We start from the raw sequence: 12,932 nt of genomic DNA, 5'->3' as shown, positions 1-12,932 counted from the left end.
GCCATGATCCATTCCAGCCTCACCCAACTGGGCGCCGCCTTGCGCGCCAAGAAGATTTCCAGCGTTGAACTGACGCAGGCCTACCTCGACCGCATCGCCCAGCTGAACCCGCAGCTTAACGCCTACATCACCCTGAACCCGGAGGTCTCTCTGGCGCAGGCGCGCGCCGCCGATGCAAGGCTCGCTGCAGGCAAGGCCGAAGCGCTGACCGGCATCCCCATCGCACAGAAGGACATCTTCTGCGCCAAGGGCTGGCTCACCACCTGCGGCTCGAAGATGCTGCACAATTTCGTCTCGCCCTACGACGCGCATGTCATCTCGCAGTTCAATAACGCAGGCGCGATCAACCTCGGCAAGACCAACATGGATGAGTTCGCCATGGGCTCGTCGAACGAGACCTCGCACTACGGCCCGGTGAAGAACCCGTGGGACACGGCGCGCGTGCCCGGCGGCTCGTCCGGCGGTACCGCAGCGGCCGTCGCGGCCCGTTTGTGCGCGGCCGCAACCGGCACCGACACTGGCGGTTCCATCCGCCAGCCGGCCGCGCTGTGCGGCATCTCCGGCTTGAAACCGACCTACGGCGTATGCTCGCGTTACGGCATGATCGCCTTCGCTTCCAGCCTCGACCAGGCCGGCCCGATGGGCCGCAGCGCGGAAGACCTGGCTTTGATGATGAACGTGATGGCTGGATTCGACGAGCGTGATTCGACCTCGCTGCAACGCGACAAGGAAGATTACACCCGCGACTTGAACAAACCGCTGACCGGCCTGCGCATCGGCCTGCCGAAGGAGTTCTTTGCGGCAGGCATGGGCGCTGACGTAGCCAAGGCGGTCGAGGCCGCCATCGCCGAATACAGGAAACTCGGCGCCACCATCGTCGACATCAGTCTTCCTAACTCGAAGCTGTCGGTGCCGGTGTACTACGTGCTGGCCCCGGCAGAAGCGTCGAGCAACCTGTCGCGTTTCGACGGCGTACGCTACGGCTATCGCACGCCGGAATACAGCGACCTTGCCGACATGTACGAGAAGAGCCGCGCGCAGGGCTTCGGTGCCGAAGTGAAGCGCCGCATCATGATCGGCACCTACGTGCTGAGCCACGGCTATTACGACGCCTACTATTTGCAGGCGCAGAAGATCCGCCGCCTGATCGCGCAGGATTTCACCGAGGCCTACAAGCAGTGCGACGTGATCATGGGTCCAACCTCGCCTTCGACCGCCTTCAAGCTGGGCGAGAAGGGCGACGATCCGGTGCAGATGTACCTTTCTGATATCTACACCATCGCGGTGAACCTGGCCGGACTGCCCGGCATGTCCATCCCCTGCGGCTTCGGTGCCAACGACATGCCGGTAGGCCTGCAGATCATCGGCAACTATTTCGACGAAGCGCGCATGCTGAACGTGGCGCACCAATACCAACTGGCGACCGATTGGCACACGCGTGCGCCCAAGGCGCTGTAAGGAAAAGACATGACCTGGGAAATCGTCATCGGACTGGAAGTGCATACCCAGCTCTCCACCAATACAAAGATATTCTCCGGCGCATCCACTGCGTTCGGCGCGGAACCTAACACTCAGGCGGATGCGGTGAGCATTGCGCTGCCCGGTGTACTGCCGGTACTGAACAAGGGCGCAGTGGAGCGCGCGATCAAGTTCGGCCTCGCCACCGGTGCACACATTGCGCAACGCTCGGTGTTCGCACGCAAGAATTATTTCTATCCCGATCTGCCCAAGGGCTACCAGATCAGCCAGTTCGACCTGCCGGTGGTGGGACAGGGCGCGCTGACCATCCAGGTCGAGCCGCTGTCCGGTAACGCCAAGCCCTACGCAAAGACGGTGCGCATCACGCGCGCCCACCTCGAAGAAGACGCGGGCAAATCGGTCCACGGCTTTGAGATGAACTCTGAAAGTGACGATACCCTTATCGCTGAAGATGGAAGCAGAATCTTCTTCCCTCGCGATAATGTCACTGGCATCGACCTCAACCGCGCGGGCACGCCGCTGCTGGAGATCGTCTCGGAACCCGATATGTGTTCCGCCGCCGAGGCCGTGGCCTATGCCAAGGCGCTGCACTCGCTGGTGCGCTGGATCGGCATCTGCGACGGCAACATGCAGGAAGGTTCGTTCCGCTGCGACGTGAACGTGTCGGTGCGCAAACCGGGCCAGCCGCTGGGCACGCGCCGTGAGATCAAGAACCTGAACTCGTTCAAGTTCATGCAGCAGGCCATCGACTACGAAGTGCAATGGCAGATCGACACCATCGAGAACGGCGGCAAGGTGCAGCAGGCCACAGTGCTGTTCAATCCGGATACCGGCGAGACGCGCGCCATGCGCAGCAAGGAAGACGCGCACGACTACCGTTACTTCCCCGATCCCGACCTGTTGCCGCTGGAGATTTCTTCCGACTGGATCGAGCAGGTGCGCGGTACCTTGCCGGAGTTGCCGCAGGCCAAGCAAATACGTTATGTGAACGACCTCGGGCTATCGGCTTACGATGCCAGCGTGCTGACCAGTTCGCGCGAGATGGCGGATTTTTTCGAAGCCGCACTCGGCGATGCGACAGGGCAGGCGAAGATCTGCGCCAACTGGATCATAGGTGAAGTCAGCGCGCAGCTGAACCGCGACGGCCTGGATATGGCGCAATGTCCGATCACAGCACAGCAACTCGGCGGCATGCTGCAACGCATCGCCGACGGCACCATCTCCAATTCCGGCGCAAAGGAAGTGTTCCGCACCATGTGGGCAGAAGGCGGTGAGGCAGATGCGATCATCGAAGCCAAGGGGTTGAAGCAGGTCTCCGACAGCGGCGCCATTGAAGCCCTGGTGGACGAGATCATCGCCGCCAATGCGGACAAGGTCGCCGAATACCGTAGCGGCAAGGACAAGCTGTTCGGCTTCTTCGTCGGTCTCGCCATGAAGGCCAGCAAGGGCAAGGCGAACCCCGCGCAGCTGAACGATATCCTGAAAAAGAAACTGGCGGGCTGATCGCCCGCCAGTTGTTGTTTCCTGCACCGATCCTGTTTGAATCTCCGAATCAGTCAGTCATCGAAGGCTTATTTCAACTTTGACCAGACCTGTTTCTTGACGAAGTAGAGCAACGTCGTCAACACGATCAAGTACGCGATCACATAGTAACCCAGACGAATACGCTCTCCTGCATGCGGATCTGCCGCCCAATTCAGGAACGATACGATGTTGCGCGCCGTACCTTGTATCTCGGTACGCTTGGCCGCATCGGTGGTCATGCTCATGCCGAGTATGTCGGGCATCTTGGTCGGCGGATAATAGTGGTTGCCAGTCAAACCCTCAGGCGTAACGTAGTAGCCCAGCAGATAGGAATAGACATAGTTCACCCCACCCTCGCGCGCACTGGTCATCAGGCTCAGGTCCGGCGGTGCCTTGCCGAAAGCCTGCGCAGCATCGCTTTCCGACATCTGCGACATTATGGGCGATTCCAGCGGCTGGTCTGCGCGCCATGCGTCCACTTTCGCCTTGTCTATGCCGATCTCGACCAGATTCCGGAATTTGACATACTTCAGACTATGGCATGAATGACAGTTGGTCATGAAGCCGTCAATGCCCCGTTCCAGCGTCTGCGCATCATTGCCCACCTTGACTGTTTCCAGTTCTGCTTCCGAAGCCATCACCGACGTAGCGATACAGCACGAAGCCAATATTGTTATGAGCTTTTTCACTGCATGTCTCCTTGAATGCTTTTCTGAAGTTTTTCGCTCTCGATCAGCGCCTTCACCTCCTGGGGCAAGCCTTTTTGCATCAACTTGCGTTCTTCGACCTTGGACAAGAACGGCAGGAAGAAGAATGAGCAGAAGTACCATACCGTCGCCACCTGGCCGAGCAGGATGGTCTGGCTGGTCGGAGGAACATATCCGACATAGCCCAGCACCAGCATATCCACCAGGAAGAGGTAGAACTGAATCCGGTAGAAGGGGCGATAGCGCGCGCCGCCGGGTATGCGCGAACGGTCCAGGTACGGCATGAAGGCAAAGATCATCACCGACAATCCCATCGCCACCACGCCGCCGACCAGACTGGGAACCGATCGCAGAATCGCGTAGAACGGCAGGAAATACCATTCGGGCACGATGTGGTTCGGTGTCATCATCGGATTGGCCGGAATATTGTTGGCCGGTTCGATCAGGCTGTTCGGTATGAAGAACACGAACACGCTATAAACGATCAGGAACAATCCCAGACCATAGAGATCCTTGGCAGTGAAATAGGGATGGAACGGGATGTTGTCCTTGTCAGCAAGGTCGATACCGCTGGGGTTGCTGCTCTTCACCGTATGCAGGGCTACCAGATGTATCACTACCGCGCCGATGATGATGAACGGGAACAGATAGTGCAAAGCAAAGAAACGCGTCAGCGTGTCGTCGCCTACAGTGAAATCACCGCGTAACCAGACAACCACTTGTTCTCCGATAAAGGGAGTTGCGCGGAACAGATTGGTGATGACCGTCGCACCCCAATAGGACATTTGTCCCCACGGCAACAGATAACCCATGAAGGCCGTCGCCATCAGCAACAGCAGCAGCCCCTGACCTGTCCACCACAGCAATTCGCGCGGTGCGCGATACGAACCGTAGTACAGGGTACGCGCCATGTGGACGAAGATGACGAAGAAGAATGCCGAAGCGCCCATCGCATGCATGTAGCGCAACAGCCAACCGAAGTTCACGTCGCGCATGATGTGCTGGATGGAGTCGAATGCGAGGCTGGTATCGGGTTTGTACTGGAACGCCAGGAAGATGCCGGTAGCGACTTGCAGCACCAGCACGATGCCGGCGAGAAAGCCGAAGTTCCACCAATAGCTGAGGTTGCGCGGTGTCGGATAACCCGTCAGGTCATGCTCGATGAAGCTGGTGAGCGGGAAACGCCGGTCTATCCATTTCATAACTTTTGTTTTCATGGGTTGGTCTCCTAAGCTGCTTTGCCGATGAGTATCTTGTTTTCCGCAATGAAGTGATACGGCGGTACTTCAAGATTCTTCGGTGCCGGGCCACGCACAACGCGACCGCTATCGTCGTATTGGCTGCCGTGGCAGTGGCAGACGAAGCCCTCGCCCTCCTTGTTCGGCACACAACCCATGTGTGTACAGACGCCGATCACGACCAGCCATTCGGGATTCTTTACGCGTTTGCTATCCGCTTCCGGATCGATCGTTCCATCGGTGGCTTCAGATGCTTTGACCTCATCCGGTGTACGGCGCAAAATGAATACCGGCTTCCCCTGCCACGCCACGGTGCGCAAACCGCCTGGTGGAATGCCGGTCAGATCGACTTCAGTCACGCCCTTGGCCAAAACATCGGAACTGGGGTTCATACTTGCCACGAACGGCACACAGGCTGCTGCCACTCCTGCACCGCCAACCACTGAAGTCAGTTTGACCAAAAAATCTCTTCGGTCATTGCTGCTCAAAGCCTCGTTCTCCATCATTGCGCTCCTTGAGAATATTGCCGATTGTAAAAAACTTGTGAATACTACGCTCGCATAACCTCACATGCAATGGGTCAAATGGGTAGGCGTTGATTACCTTTATGGCTATGAATGATGTAACCCCCTAGAATCATTCAGCCGGAAAATAACCCAGTGATATAGGCGGTGAAGCCTATCCAGTTCGACGAGTCTTGCGCGGCGCTTTGCTGAAAACCAGGTCATACAACCAATTCGGCAGGCACTTCAAAATCCAACCCACGATCCCCATCCGCCACGGTACGACCGCAAATGACGTACCGCGTTCAATATCTCGCGCCATGCGTCGGGCCGCTTCATCCGCTTCCAGTATGAAAGGCATTGGATAAGTATTTATGTCGGTCATTGGCGTCTTGATATATCCGGGACAGAGCGTAACGACCTTCAAGCCGCTGCCCCGCAATTCCACTCGCAGACTTTCCAGATAGGAGATCGCTGCCGCTTTGGATGCCGAATATGCACCCGAGCCGGGAAGGCCGCGAAATCCAGCGACGCTGGCGATGCCGACCAGCGTGCCCTGCCGTGCTTCACGCATCGGGATCAGAAACGGCTGAAAGGTCTTCACCATGCCAAGCACGTTGATGTCCATGATGTTCTGGAACACCTCTTCGTCTTCAGCATATTCGGTGAGTGTGCCGCGACTTACTCCGGCATTGGCAATGACGATGTCAGGCACGCCGACATGCGACATGAAGTGTTTCGCTGCCTGCTGGATCGCGGGAGCATCCCGCACGTCAAGTACATAGCAGTAGACTTTGCCGGGGAACTGTGCGGCAAGGGATTGCAGCAATTCGCCGCGCCTTGCGAAAGTGGCAATGGTTGCACCGCGCTCAAGATAATGGCGCGCGAGGGCCAGACCGATGCCGCTCGACGCGCCGCTGATGACCAGCCTGCTGTTGGGGATGGCGCCCCTTGCAACATTCATCAGTGCCTGTTGCGTTCCTTGCGCGCGATCTTGATCACTTCATCCAGCACACGGATGGTTTCCTCCGGCTGCAGACCGCTGATGATGTATTTCCCATCCACCGCAATGGTAGGCGTACCGCGTATGTTGAAGCTCTGTACCAGTTGATTGCTGCGCGCGATCTTGCTCGATACCGTAAAGGAATTGTAGTCGGCGTCGAACCTGTTCCGATCCACACCGTGCTTACCCACGAACTCGGAGATATGCGCTTCGTCGCTCAGATCGACATTCTCATTCCATGCCTGGAACAGCGCATCGTGCAGCTGCCTGATCTTGCCCATCGCTTCCAGCGCATAATAAGTATGCGCCATAGGCTCCCAGCCTTCGTTGAATATGGTCGGGACGTACTGGAAATCGACATCCTTGGGCATCTTCTTTTCCCACGCGCTGATCAGCGGGTGCAGGTGATAACAGTGTGGGCAGCCGTAGAAAAAGAACTCCAGCACTTCGACCTTCTTGCCGCTGCTGGTCGGCTGCGGCGGATTCAACAACTTGTAATCCCTGCCTGCCACCACTTCGGCATGCGCATAGGTCGCGCATAGCAATGTCAACACTGTCACGATCTGCTTCAAGAATCTCATGCTCGTCTCCTTATCGAATCACATTGCCCTTTCACTGGGCGTGTAGTTGGGTGGCGATAATGCCGTTCTGTTTCAACGCCGAAATGGTTTTGCCCGCCTCGTCGTTGTTATACGGACCGAGGCGCACGCGATGCCAGACACCCTTGTCCGGGATGTTCACCGTTTGCAGGCTGGCCTCGAAACCTGAGAGTGCCAGCTTGGCTTTTAGTTTCTCGGCATCATCGACATTCTGGAATGACCCTGCTTGCAAGAAATACGTTTTCGCAGCTGATGGGACCGATGCCGGCTTTGTCGCCGCGGGCTGTTTTGGTTTCTGTACGGATTTGGCATTGCTGCCACGCGCCGTATTGTCCGATTTGTCGGTCAGCTCTTTGTAGAATTCAAAATGCTGTTGGGGTGCGGCGACACCGGATGTCGCAAGAGGCGGAATGATCGTCGGTGCAGTCGCCAGCGGCGGAGGCACTTGCGGAGCAGGCTTGGCCTGATCCTTGTTGACGAACGCCGTCGGGTTCTTGTTCACCATATACCACGCAACGGCGCCCGCAGCGGTGATGCCAAGCACCATGCCGATGAACACGCCTGCGACTACCTTGCCTTTATCCCCGCTCATGATCTTTCCTTTTGTCTTTGCTGCTTACATCTTTTCGGGTGCCGAGACGCCCAATAAGGCCAGCCCGTTCTTCAGTACTTGCGCCACCGCGGCAATCAATGCCAGGCGCGCCAGCTTCAGCTTCTCGTCCTCGACCAGAAAGCGCGAAGCATTATAGTAGCTGTGAAAATCGGCCGCCAATTCTTTCAGGTAGAACGCAACCAGGTGCGGCGCCAGGTCTTCGGCGGCGGTTTCGATCACCTGCGGGAAGTCGATCATGCGCTGCAGCAACTGCGTCTCGTACTCGCTGTCCAGCACGCCGACATCGGCGTGCAACAGCGCAAGGCGGTCGCCATTCCATTGCGCCAGCACCGTACTGATGCGGGCATGGGCATACTGGATGTAGTACACCGGGTTATCGTTGCTTTGCGATTTGGCCAGGTCGATGTCGAACACCAGCTGCGAATCGGGATGGCGCGCAGCCAGGAAGTAACGCGTGGCGTCGCAGCCCACTTCGTCGATCAGGTCGCGCAGCGTCACATAGCTGCCGGCGCGTTTGGAGATCTTCACCTCTTCGCCGTTCTTCAGCACCGTCACCATCTGGTGCAGCACATAGTCTGGCCAGCCTTTGGGGATACCCGCATCCAGGGCTTGCAGTCCGGCACGCACCCGCGTGATCGTGCTGTGGTGGTCGGAACCCTGCTCGTTGATGACGCGCTCGAAGCCGCGCCGCCACTTGTCCAGATGGTAGGCCACGTCCGGCACGAAGTAGGTATAGCCGCCGTCGCTCTTGCGCATCACGCGGTCCTTGTCATCGCCGAAATCGGTAGTGCGCAGCCACAGTGCATCGTCCTGCTCGTAAGTATGGCCGCTGGCGATGAGCTTCTGCACCGTCTCTTCCACCTTGCCGTCGGTATACAGCGCGGACTCCAGCGAGAACACGTCGAACTCCACCTCGAAGGCACGCAGATCCAGATCCTGCTCGCGTCGCAGATAGGCCACAGCGAAATGACGGATCGCTTCGGCATCGTTCACGTCGCCCTTGCCGGTGATGTGCTGATCGTCGGCCTCGACCGTTTCCTTCGCCATGTAGGACTTGGCCACATCGACGATGTAATCGCCGCGATAACCCGATTCAGGCCAGGACGGATCGTCCGGAGTGATGCCCTTGCAGCGCAACTGCACCGAGAGAGTCAGGTTGTCGATCTGCACGCCCGCATCGTTGTAGTAGAACTCGCGCGTCACATTCCAGCCGGCCGCATGCAGCACGTTGCACAGGCAATCGCCCACCGCAGCCCCGCGACCATGGCCTACATGCAGCGGCCCGGTCGGATTGGCGGAGACAAACTCCACGCCGACCTTGCGTCCGCCGCCGACATGCACATGGCCGTAGCCCGCACCTGCCTGCAGCACGCCGTGCACTACGTCCTGCTTCGCGGCAGTGGTGATGAATACATTGATGAAGCCTGCACCCGCGATCTCCACCTTTTCGATCACGTCGGATTTAGGCAGCGCCGCGATCAGCGCATTGGCGATGTCGCGCGGCGATTTGCGCAGCGGCTTGGCCAGTTGCATCGCCAGGTTGCAGGCGTAATCGCCATGCGATGCCTGCTTGGGGCGTTCGATCAGCACGGTCGCTCCGCTATGGTCGGGCGCGACTTCGCGCAGGGCCTGCGCGAACAATTCGGATAAATGGGATTTGAAATTCAGGACAGCGGACATTGCTCAGCACCTTCAAAAGAGGCGCGGATTATAGCATTTGGAAACCGCCGTTCGACCCTGCATCAGCTGCTGGCTGCATTGCCGGTGAAATGCATTCACCCTATATCATTCCTTCACCGGCGGCTTCGCGCGGTATTGTCCCTGGAACGCAAGCATCCACCCTGGATATTCCTGGGTCAGCTTGCTTGCCTCATCGAGTGACTTCAGCTCCTCTTCGGTGAGCACCAGTTTCGTGGATGCGAGATTGTCTTTCAGTTGCTCCATGCGGCGAGCGCCGATGATGATGCTCGACACCTGTTGTTTGCTCAGTATCCATGCCAGGGCAACCTGGGCGACAGATACGCCATGCGCCTTGGCGACAGGCTCCATCGCCGCTACGCAATCGAATGCTTTCTCTTTGTCCAATGGCGGGAAATCGAAATCCGTACGGCGCGAGCCTGCAGGCGCCGTTTTGCCGCGTTTGAATTTTCCGGACAGGAACCCGCCCGCAAGCGGACTCCAGACCATCAGGCCCAGTCTCTGGTCCTGCAACAGAGGGAATATCTCGCGTTCAAGATCCCGCCCGGCGATCGAGTAATAAGCCTGCACACTCGCAAACTCGCTCCAGCCATTGAGCCTGGATACCCCCAACGCCTTCATGATCTGCCATGCCGCCATATTGCACAGGCCGATGTAGCGGACCTTCCCCGATCGCACCAGATCGTTGAGCGCGGACAACGACTCTTCGAACGGGGTGAGCGGGTCGAATCCGTGAAGCTGGTAAAGATCGATATGGTCCAGCTGCAGGCGCTTCAGACTCGCATCGACTTCGTTGAAGAGATGGAAACGCGATTGCCCGCGGCCGTTGGGAAGCTCATTCATGATGCCCGTGGATTTTGTGGCAACCACGATCTCGTCCCGCCGCAGCCCCAGATTCCTGATCGACTGGCCAAGCAGTTTCTCCGATTCACCCAGCGAATAGACATTGGCGGTATCGAAAAAATTGACGCCGTGGTCGAAGGAGGCACTCACCAGTTGGTCGACATCGGCCTGCTGCAGGCCGCCCATCACTTCCCAAAAACCCTTTGCCCCGAAAGTCATGGTTCCCAGACACAACTCGGAAACATAGAGGCCGGTGTTACCAAGTAATCGATATCGCATGGCTGTGACTCCTGTGAAGATCCGGTGAACGCCGATTCAAGTTACATGTATTGCGGCAGCCTGTCGGGGGCCTGCAAAAATGCAGGATTCATTCTACTGCTGTACGACTCCTGCAGCATCGCTCGATCGGTTGAATACCATGGCTGTCATCGCGGTTTACCCTCGCTACACATCCATGTTTCCGGGTATAGAATGCGCGCCTGTTTTCATACCCACTTTCAAGGAAATACCATGTCAGAAGGATTTCATGTTCACGGTGCCCACGACCATGCGGTGGAGCACGGCGCGCATAGCGGCGACAAGCTCAGCGGCCAGGTCGCGATCTTTACCGCGATCCTGGCCTCGGTTGGCGCGATCGTCAGCTATCAGGGCGGCGATACCCAGAATCAGGCCATGTTGTTCAAGAACGAGGCCGTACTGAAAAAGACCCAGGCCTCCGACCAATGGAGCTTCTATCAGGCCAAAAGCAACAAGGGGCACTTGATGGAACTCGCTTCCGATCTGGCGCCGGCGAGCAAGCGTGACTATTACAAGACCCAGATCGAGAAATACGAGAACGACAAGAAAGAGATCAAGGCCAAGGCCGAAGCACTGGAGGCAGAATCGGAAAAAGCCAACGAGGAAAGCGATCATCTGATGCATCCGCATCATAAATTGGCGCAAGCCATGACGCTGATCCAGATCGCCATCTCGCTGGCATCCATCACGGTTTTGACGCGCAAGAAATGGCTGTTTGCTTTGGCGGGCGTATCGGCCGCAGGCGGCCTGGTGATGTGGGGCCTGGCGCTTGCCGCTTAAGCCGGGATCGAAATGAAGGAGATCTTTTACGACTGGGGCGGTGCCAACGTCTGGCTGTTCCACGCGATCAACGACATCAGGTTCGAATGGCTGGATAAAGTCATGTTGCTCGGCACCGCGCTGGGAGACCATAACCTGTTCATCCCCTACCTTGCATTGCTGACGTTGTTTGCGCTGGTCGCGGTCAACAGGCCCGACCAGGATCATCGGCACTATCAATTGCAAGCAACGCGCTGGATGTCGGTAGTCGCGGTGTTCACCATCGCCTATTTGCTGGACGGGCTGTTACTGGGATATATAAAACCCATGCTCGATTTCTCACGACCACCGCTGGCGTTGTTGCCGGGAACGGTGAATGTCATCGGCATTCCGGAATATCACCACAGTCTGCCCAGCGGACACTCGTCTTTTGCCATGCTGGTGACCGCCAGCCTGTGGCCGGTGCTGAAGCGCAAGTGGCGAGTAGCAGGGGTGTGTTTCGTGGCATGGGTCGGAATCTCCAGGGTGAACCTGGGGGCGCATTTCCCGGCTGACGTGCTGGCGGGATTTGTTTCCAGCCTGGCGGTGGTGTTGCTGGTGCTTGTCGCTATCCGGAAGCTACTGCGGTTGCCGGTGGTTGACCCGGCTCCGCCAGTCATCTAGTCTGCGCTGGCTAATAGAGCACTTCCTGCCAGCGGCCAGCAGCGACCAGCTCGTTTCGTTTCGATAGCCAGGCATCCGACGATCCGGCGATGCTGGTCATCGCCTTGTCTATCAGGGTGTGCATCTGCGACTGGCCCGCCACATAGATGCGGCTGTCCGGACTGTTGATGATCTCCCAAACCTCTGCCGCATTCTGTTCGAGCGCATTGTCCAGGGCCACCGGAGCATCGAACATCGGGCGCGGGCTGACAGCCTGAAAAGCCTTGAACGTCGGCTGGTCGAAATAGTTGCCCAGATCGTTGTTCGCATCGTTCAAGTACGGCATCTCCAGGCCTGTGCGTGCGCCGTGAAACAGACGTACCTTGCCTTTCCAGCCCCCATGCTGCTCATAGAGCATGCGTATCAATCCCCTGAACGGTGCGATGCCCGTGCCCATGCCGATCATCAGCAGGCTCGCACTCTGGTTTGCAGGGATGACGAACGGGTAGCCGACCGGACCGGAAAACTCGATGCTACTTCCCGGCTTCAGATCGCACAGGTAGTTGGAGGCGATACCCTCATATTCTTCGCCATTTACCTCGTCGGTATAGAAGCAGCGCCGCACGCACAACGCGAACTCGGCCGCATCGGGAGACTGGTGATCGTGGTCGGCGATCAGGTAGAACCGTTTGTGATAGCGATTGCCATACTGGCCGGGCGCAAGGACACGCACACAACTACCCACCTTGCCGTCGAAGTCCAGGTCGTCGGTACGAAAGACCAGTTGCCTGATCTCTTCGCGCGAAGACTCCGGCGTGATGCGCTCCGAACTCAGGAGCACTGCCTTATAGATCGCTGAGTCGTCGATTTCAGCAATATCTGGATCTGGCATTTCTCTACCCCTTTGCTAATACGTTATTCCGAATCAATCGGGATTACGAAATTCAATAAATCGCCGATCTGTGACTTGGCATCATTCTGGCACAGATCTTCGGGGTCAATGACTCCTGTCGGCCCGGCACTGGCG

13 protein-coding genes are annotated in these 12,932 nt (G+C 57.7%); 4 read left to right on the top strand and 9 right to left on the bottom strand.

The annotated features are described in order from the left end of the window. Positions 1–3: 3 nt before the first annotated feature. Complete coding sequence (gene gatA, locus SLIT_RS00665) at positions 4–1,458, top strand: Asp-tRNA(Asn)/Glu-tRNA(Gln) amidotransferase subunit GatA (protein WP_013028275.1); 1,455 nt, start codon at positions 4–6, stop codon at positions 1,456–1,458. 9 nt (positions 1,459–1,467) lie between these two features. After that, positions 1,468–2,982 carry an Asp-tRNA(Asn)/Glu-tRNA(Gln) amidotransferase subunit GatB gene (gene gatB / locus SLIT_RS00660; RefSeq protein WP_013028274.1) on the top strand — a complete coding sequence of 505 codons (1,515 nt, stop codon included), beginning with the start codon at positions 1,468–1,470 and terminating at the stop codon, positions 2,980–2,982. 68 nt (positions 2,983–3,050) lie between these two features. Here gatB and SLIT_RS00655 read toward each other — a convergent pair whose 3' ends face one another. The 8 genes from SLIT_RS00655 to SLIT_RS00620 all read right to left on the bottom strand — a co-directional run bounded on the left by SLIT_RS00655 (position 3,051) and on the right by SLIT_RS00620 (position 10,486). Next, complete coding sequence (locus SLIT_RS00655) at positions 3,051–3,692, bottom strand: cytochrome c1 (RefSeq protein WP_013028273.1); 642 nt, start codon at positions 3,690–3,692, stop codon at positions 3,051–3,053. Further along, on the bottom strand, positions 3,689–4,927 hold the full coding sequence (locus SLIT_RS00650) for a cytochrome b (RefSeq protein ID WP_013028272.1): 1,239 nt from the start codon (positions 4,925–4,927) through the stop codon (positions 3,689–3,691). The genes SLIT_RS00655 and SLIT_RS00650 overlap by 4 nt, the downstream gene beginning before the upstream one ends. An 11-nt stretch (positions 4,928–4,938) precedes the next feature. Continuing rightward, positions 4,939–5,454 carry a ubiquinol-cytochrome c reductase iron-sulfur subunit gene (gene petA, locus SLIT_RS00645; protein WP_041420710.1) on the bottom strand — a complete coding sequence of 172 codons (516 nt, stop codon included), beginning with the start codon at positions 5,452–5,454 and terminating at the stop codon, positions 4,939–4,941. Positions 5,455–5,626: 172 nt separating this feature from the next. Next, positions 5,627–6,415, bottom strand: coding sequence for an SDR family oxidoreductase (locus SLIT_RS00640; RefSeq protein WP_013028270.1), 789 nt, complete (start codon positions 6,413–6,415; stop codon positions 5,627–5,629). Next, positions 6,415–7,035: a thiol:disulfide interchange protein DsbA/DsbL gene (locus SLIT_RS00635; protein WP_013028269.1), complete on the bottom strand. Its 621-nt coding sequence runs from the start codon at positions 7,033–7,035 to the stop codon at positions 6,415–6,417. The genes SLIT_RS00640 and SLIT_RS00635 overlap by 1 nt, the downstream gene beginning before the upstream one ends. Positions 7,036–7,066: 31 nt before the next feature. Further along, the gene (locus SLIT_RS00630; RefSeq protein WP_013028268.1) at positions 7,067–7,645 is read right to left on the bottom strand and encodes an SPOR domain-containing protein; all 579 of its coding nucleotides are present in this window, start codon (positions 7,643–7,645) and stop codon (positions 7,067–7,069) included. A 24-nt stretch (positions 7,646–7,669) separates the two neighbouring features. Further along, entirely contained in the window at positions 7,670–9,346 is a 1,677-nt protein-coding gene (gene argS, locus SLIT_RS00625) for an arginine--tRNA ligase (protein ID WP_013028267.1), read from the bottom strand. A 105-nt stretch (positions 9,347–9,451) separates the two neighbouring features. Next, positions 9,452–10,486 carry an aldo/keto reductase gene (locus tag SLIT_RS00620; RefSeq protein ID WP_013028266.1) on the bottom strand — a complete coding sequence of 345 codons (1,035 nt, stop codon included), beginning with the start codon at positions 10,484–10,486 and terminating at the stop codon, positions 9,452–9,454. 231 nt (positions 10,487–10,717) lie between these two features. On the opposite strand from SLIT_RS00620, the gene SLIT_RS00615 reads away from it, so the two are divergent. Continuing rightward, positions 10,718–11,284, top strand: coding sequence for a DUF4337 domain-containing protein (locus tag SLIT_RS00615; protein ID WP_013028265.1), 567 nt, complete (start codon positions 10,718–10,720; stop codon positions 11,282–11,284). 12 nt (positions 11,285–11,296) lie between these two features. Continuing rightward, a complete protein-coding gene (locus SLIT_RS00610; RefSeq protein ID WP_013028264.1) occupies positions 11,297–11,926 on the top strand; it encodes a phosphatase PAP2 family protein in 630 nt (209 codons plus the stop codon). Positions 11,927–11,936: 10 nt separating this feature from the next. On the opposite strand, the gene SLIT_RS00605 is transcribed toward SLIT_RS00610, so the two are convergent. Beyond that, positions 11,937–12,797, bottom strand: a complete 861-nt coding sequence (locus tag SLIT_RS00605; RefSeq protein ID WP_013028263.1) for a ferredoxin reductase domain-containing protein — start codon at positions 12,795–12,797, stop codon at positions 11,937–11,939. Between the last annotated feature and the right edge of the window lie 135 nt (positions 12,798–12,932).

Source organism: Sideroxydans lithotrophicus ES-1, from assembly GCF_000025705.1.
GTDB lineage: Bacteria > Pseudomonadota > Gammaproteobacteria > Burkholderiales > Gallionellaceae > Sideroxyarcus > Sideroxyarcus lithotrophicus.
The sequence above is the reverse complement of the archived record's forward strand: the minus strand, read 5'-3'. Positions and strand labels throughout refer to the sequence as shown.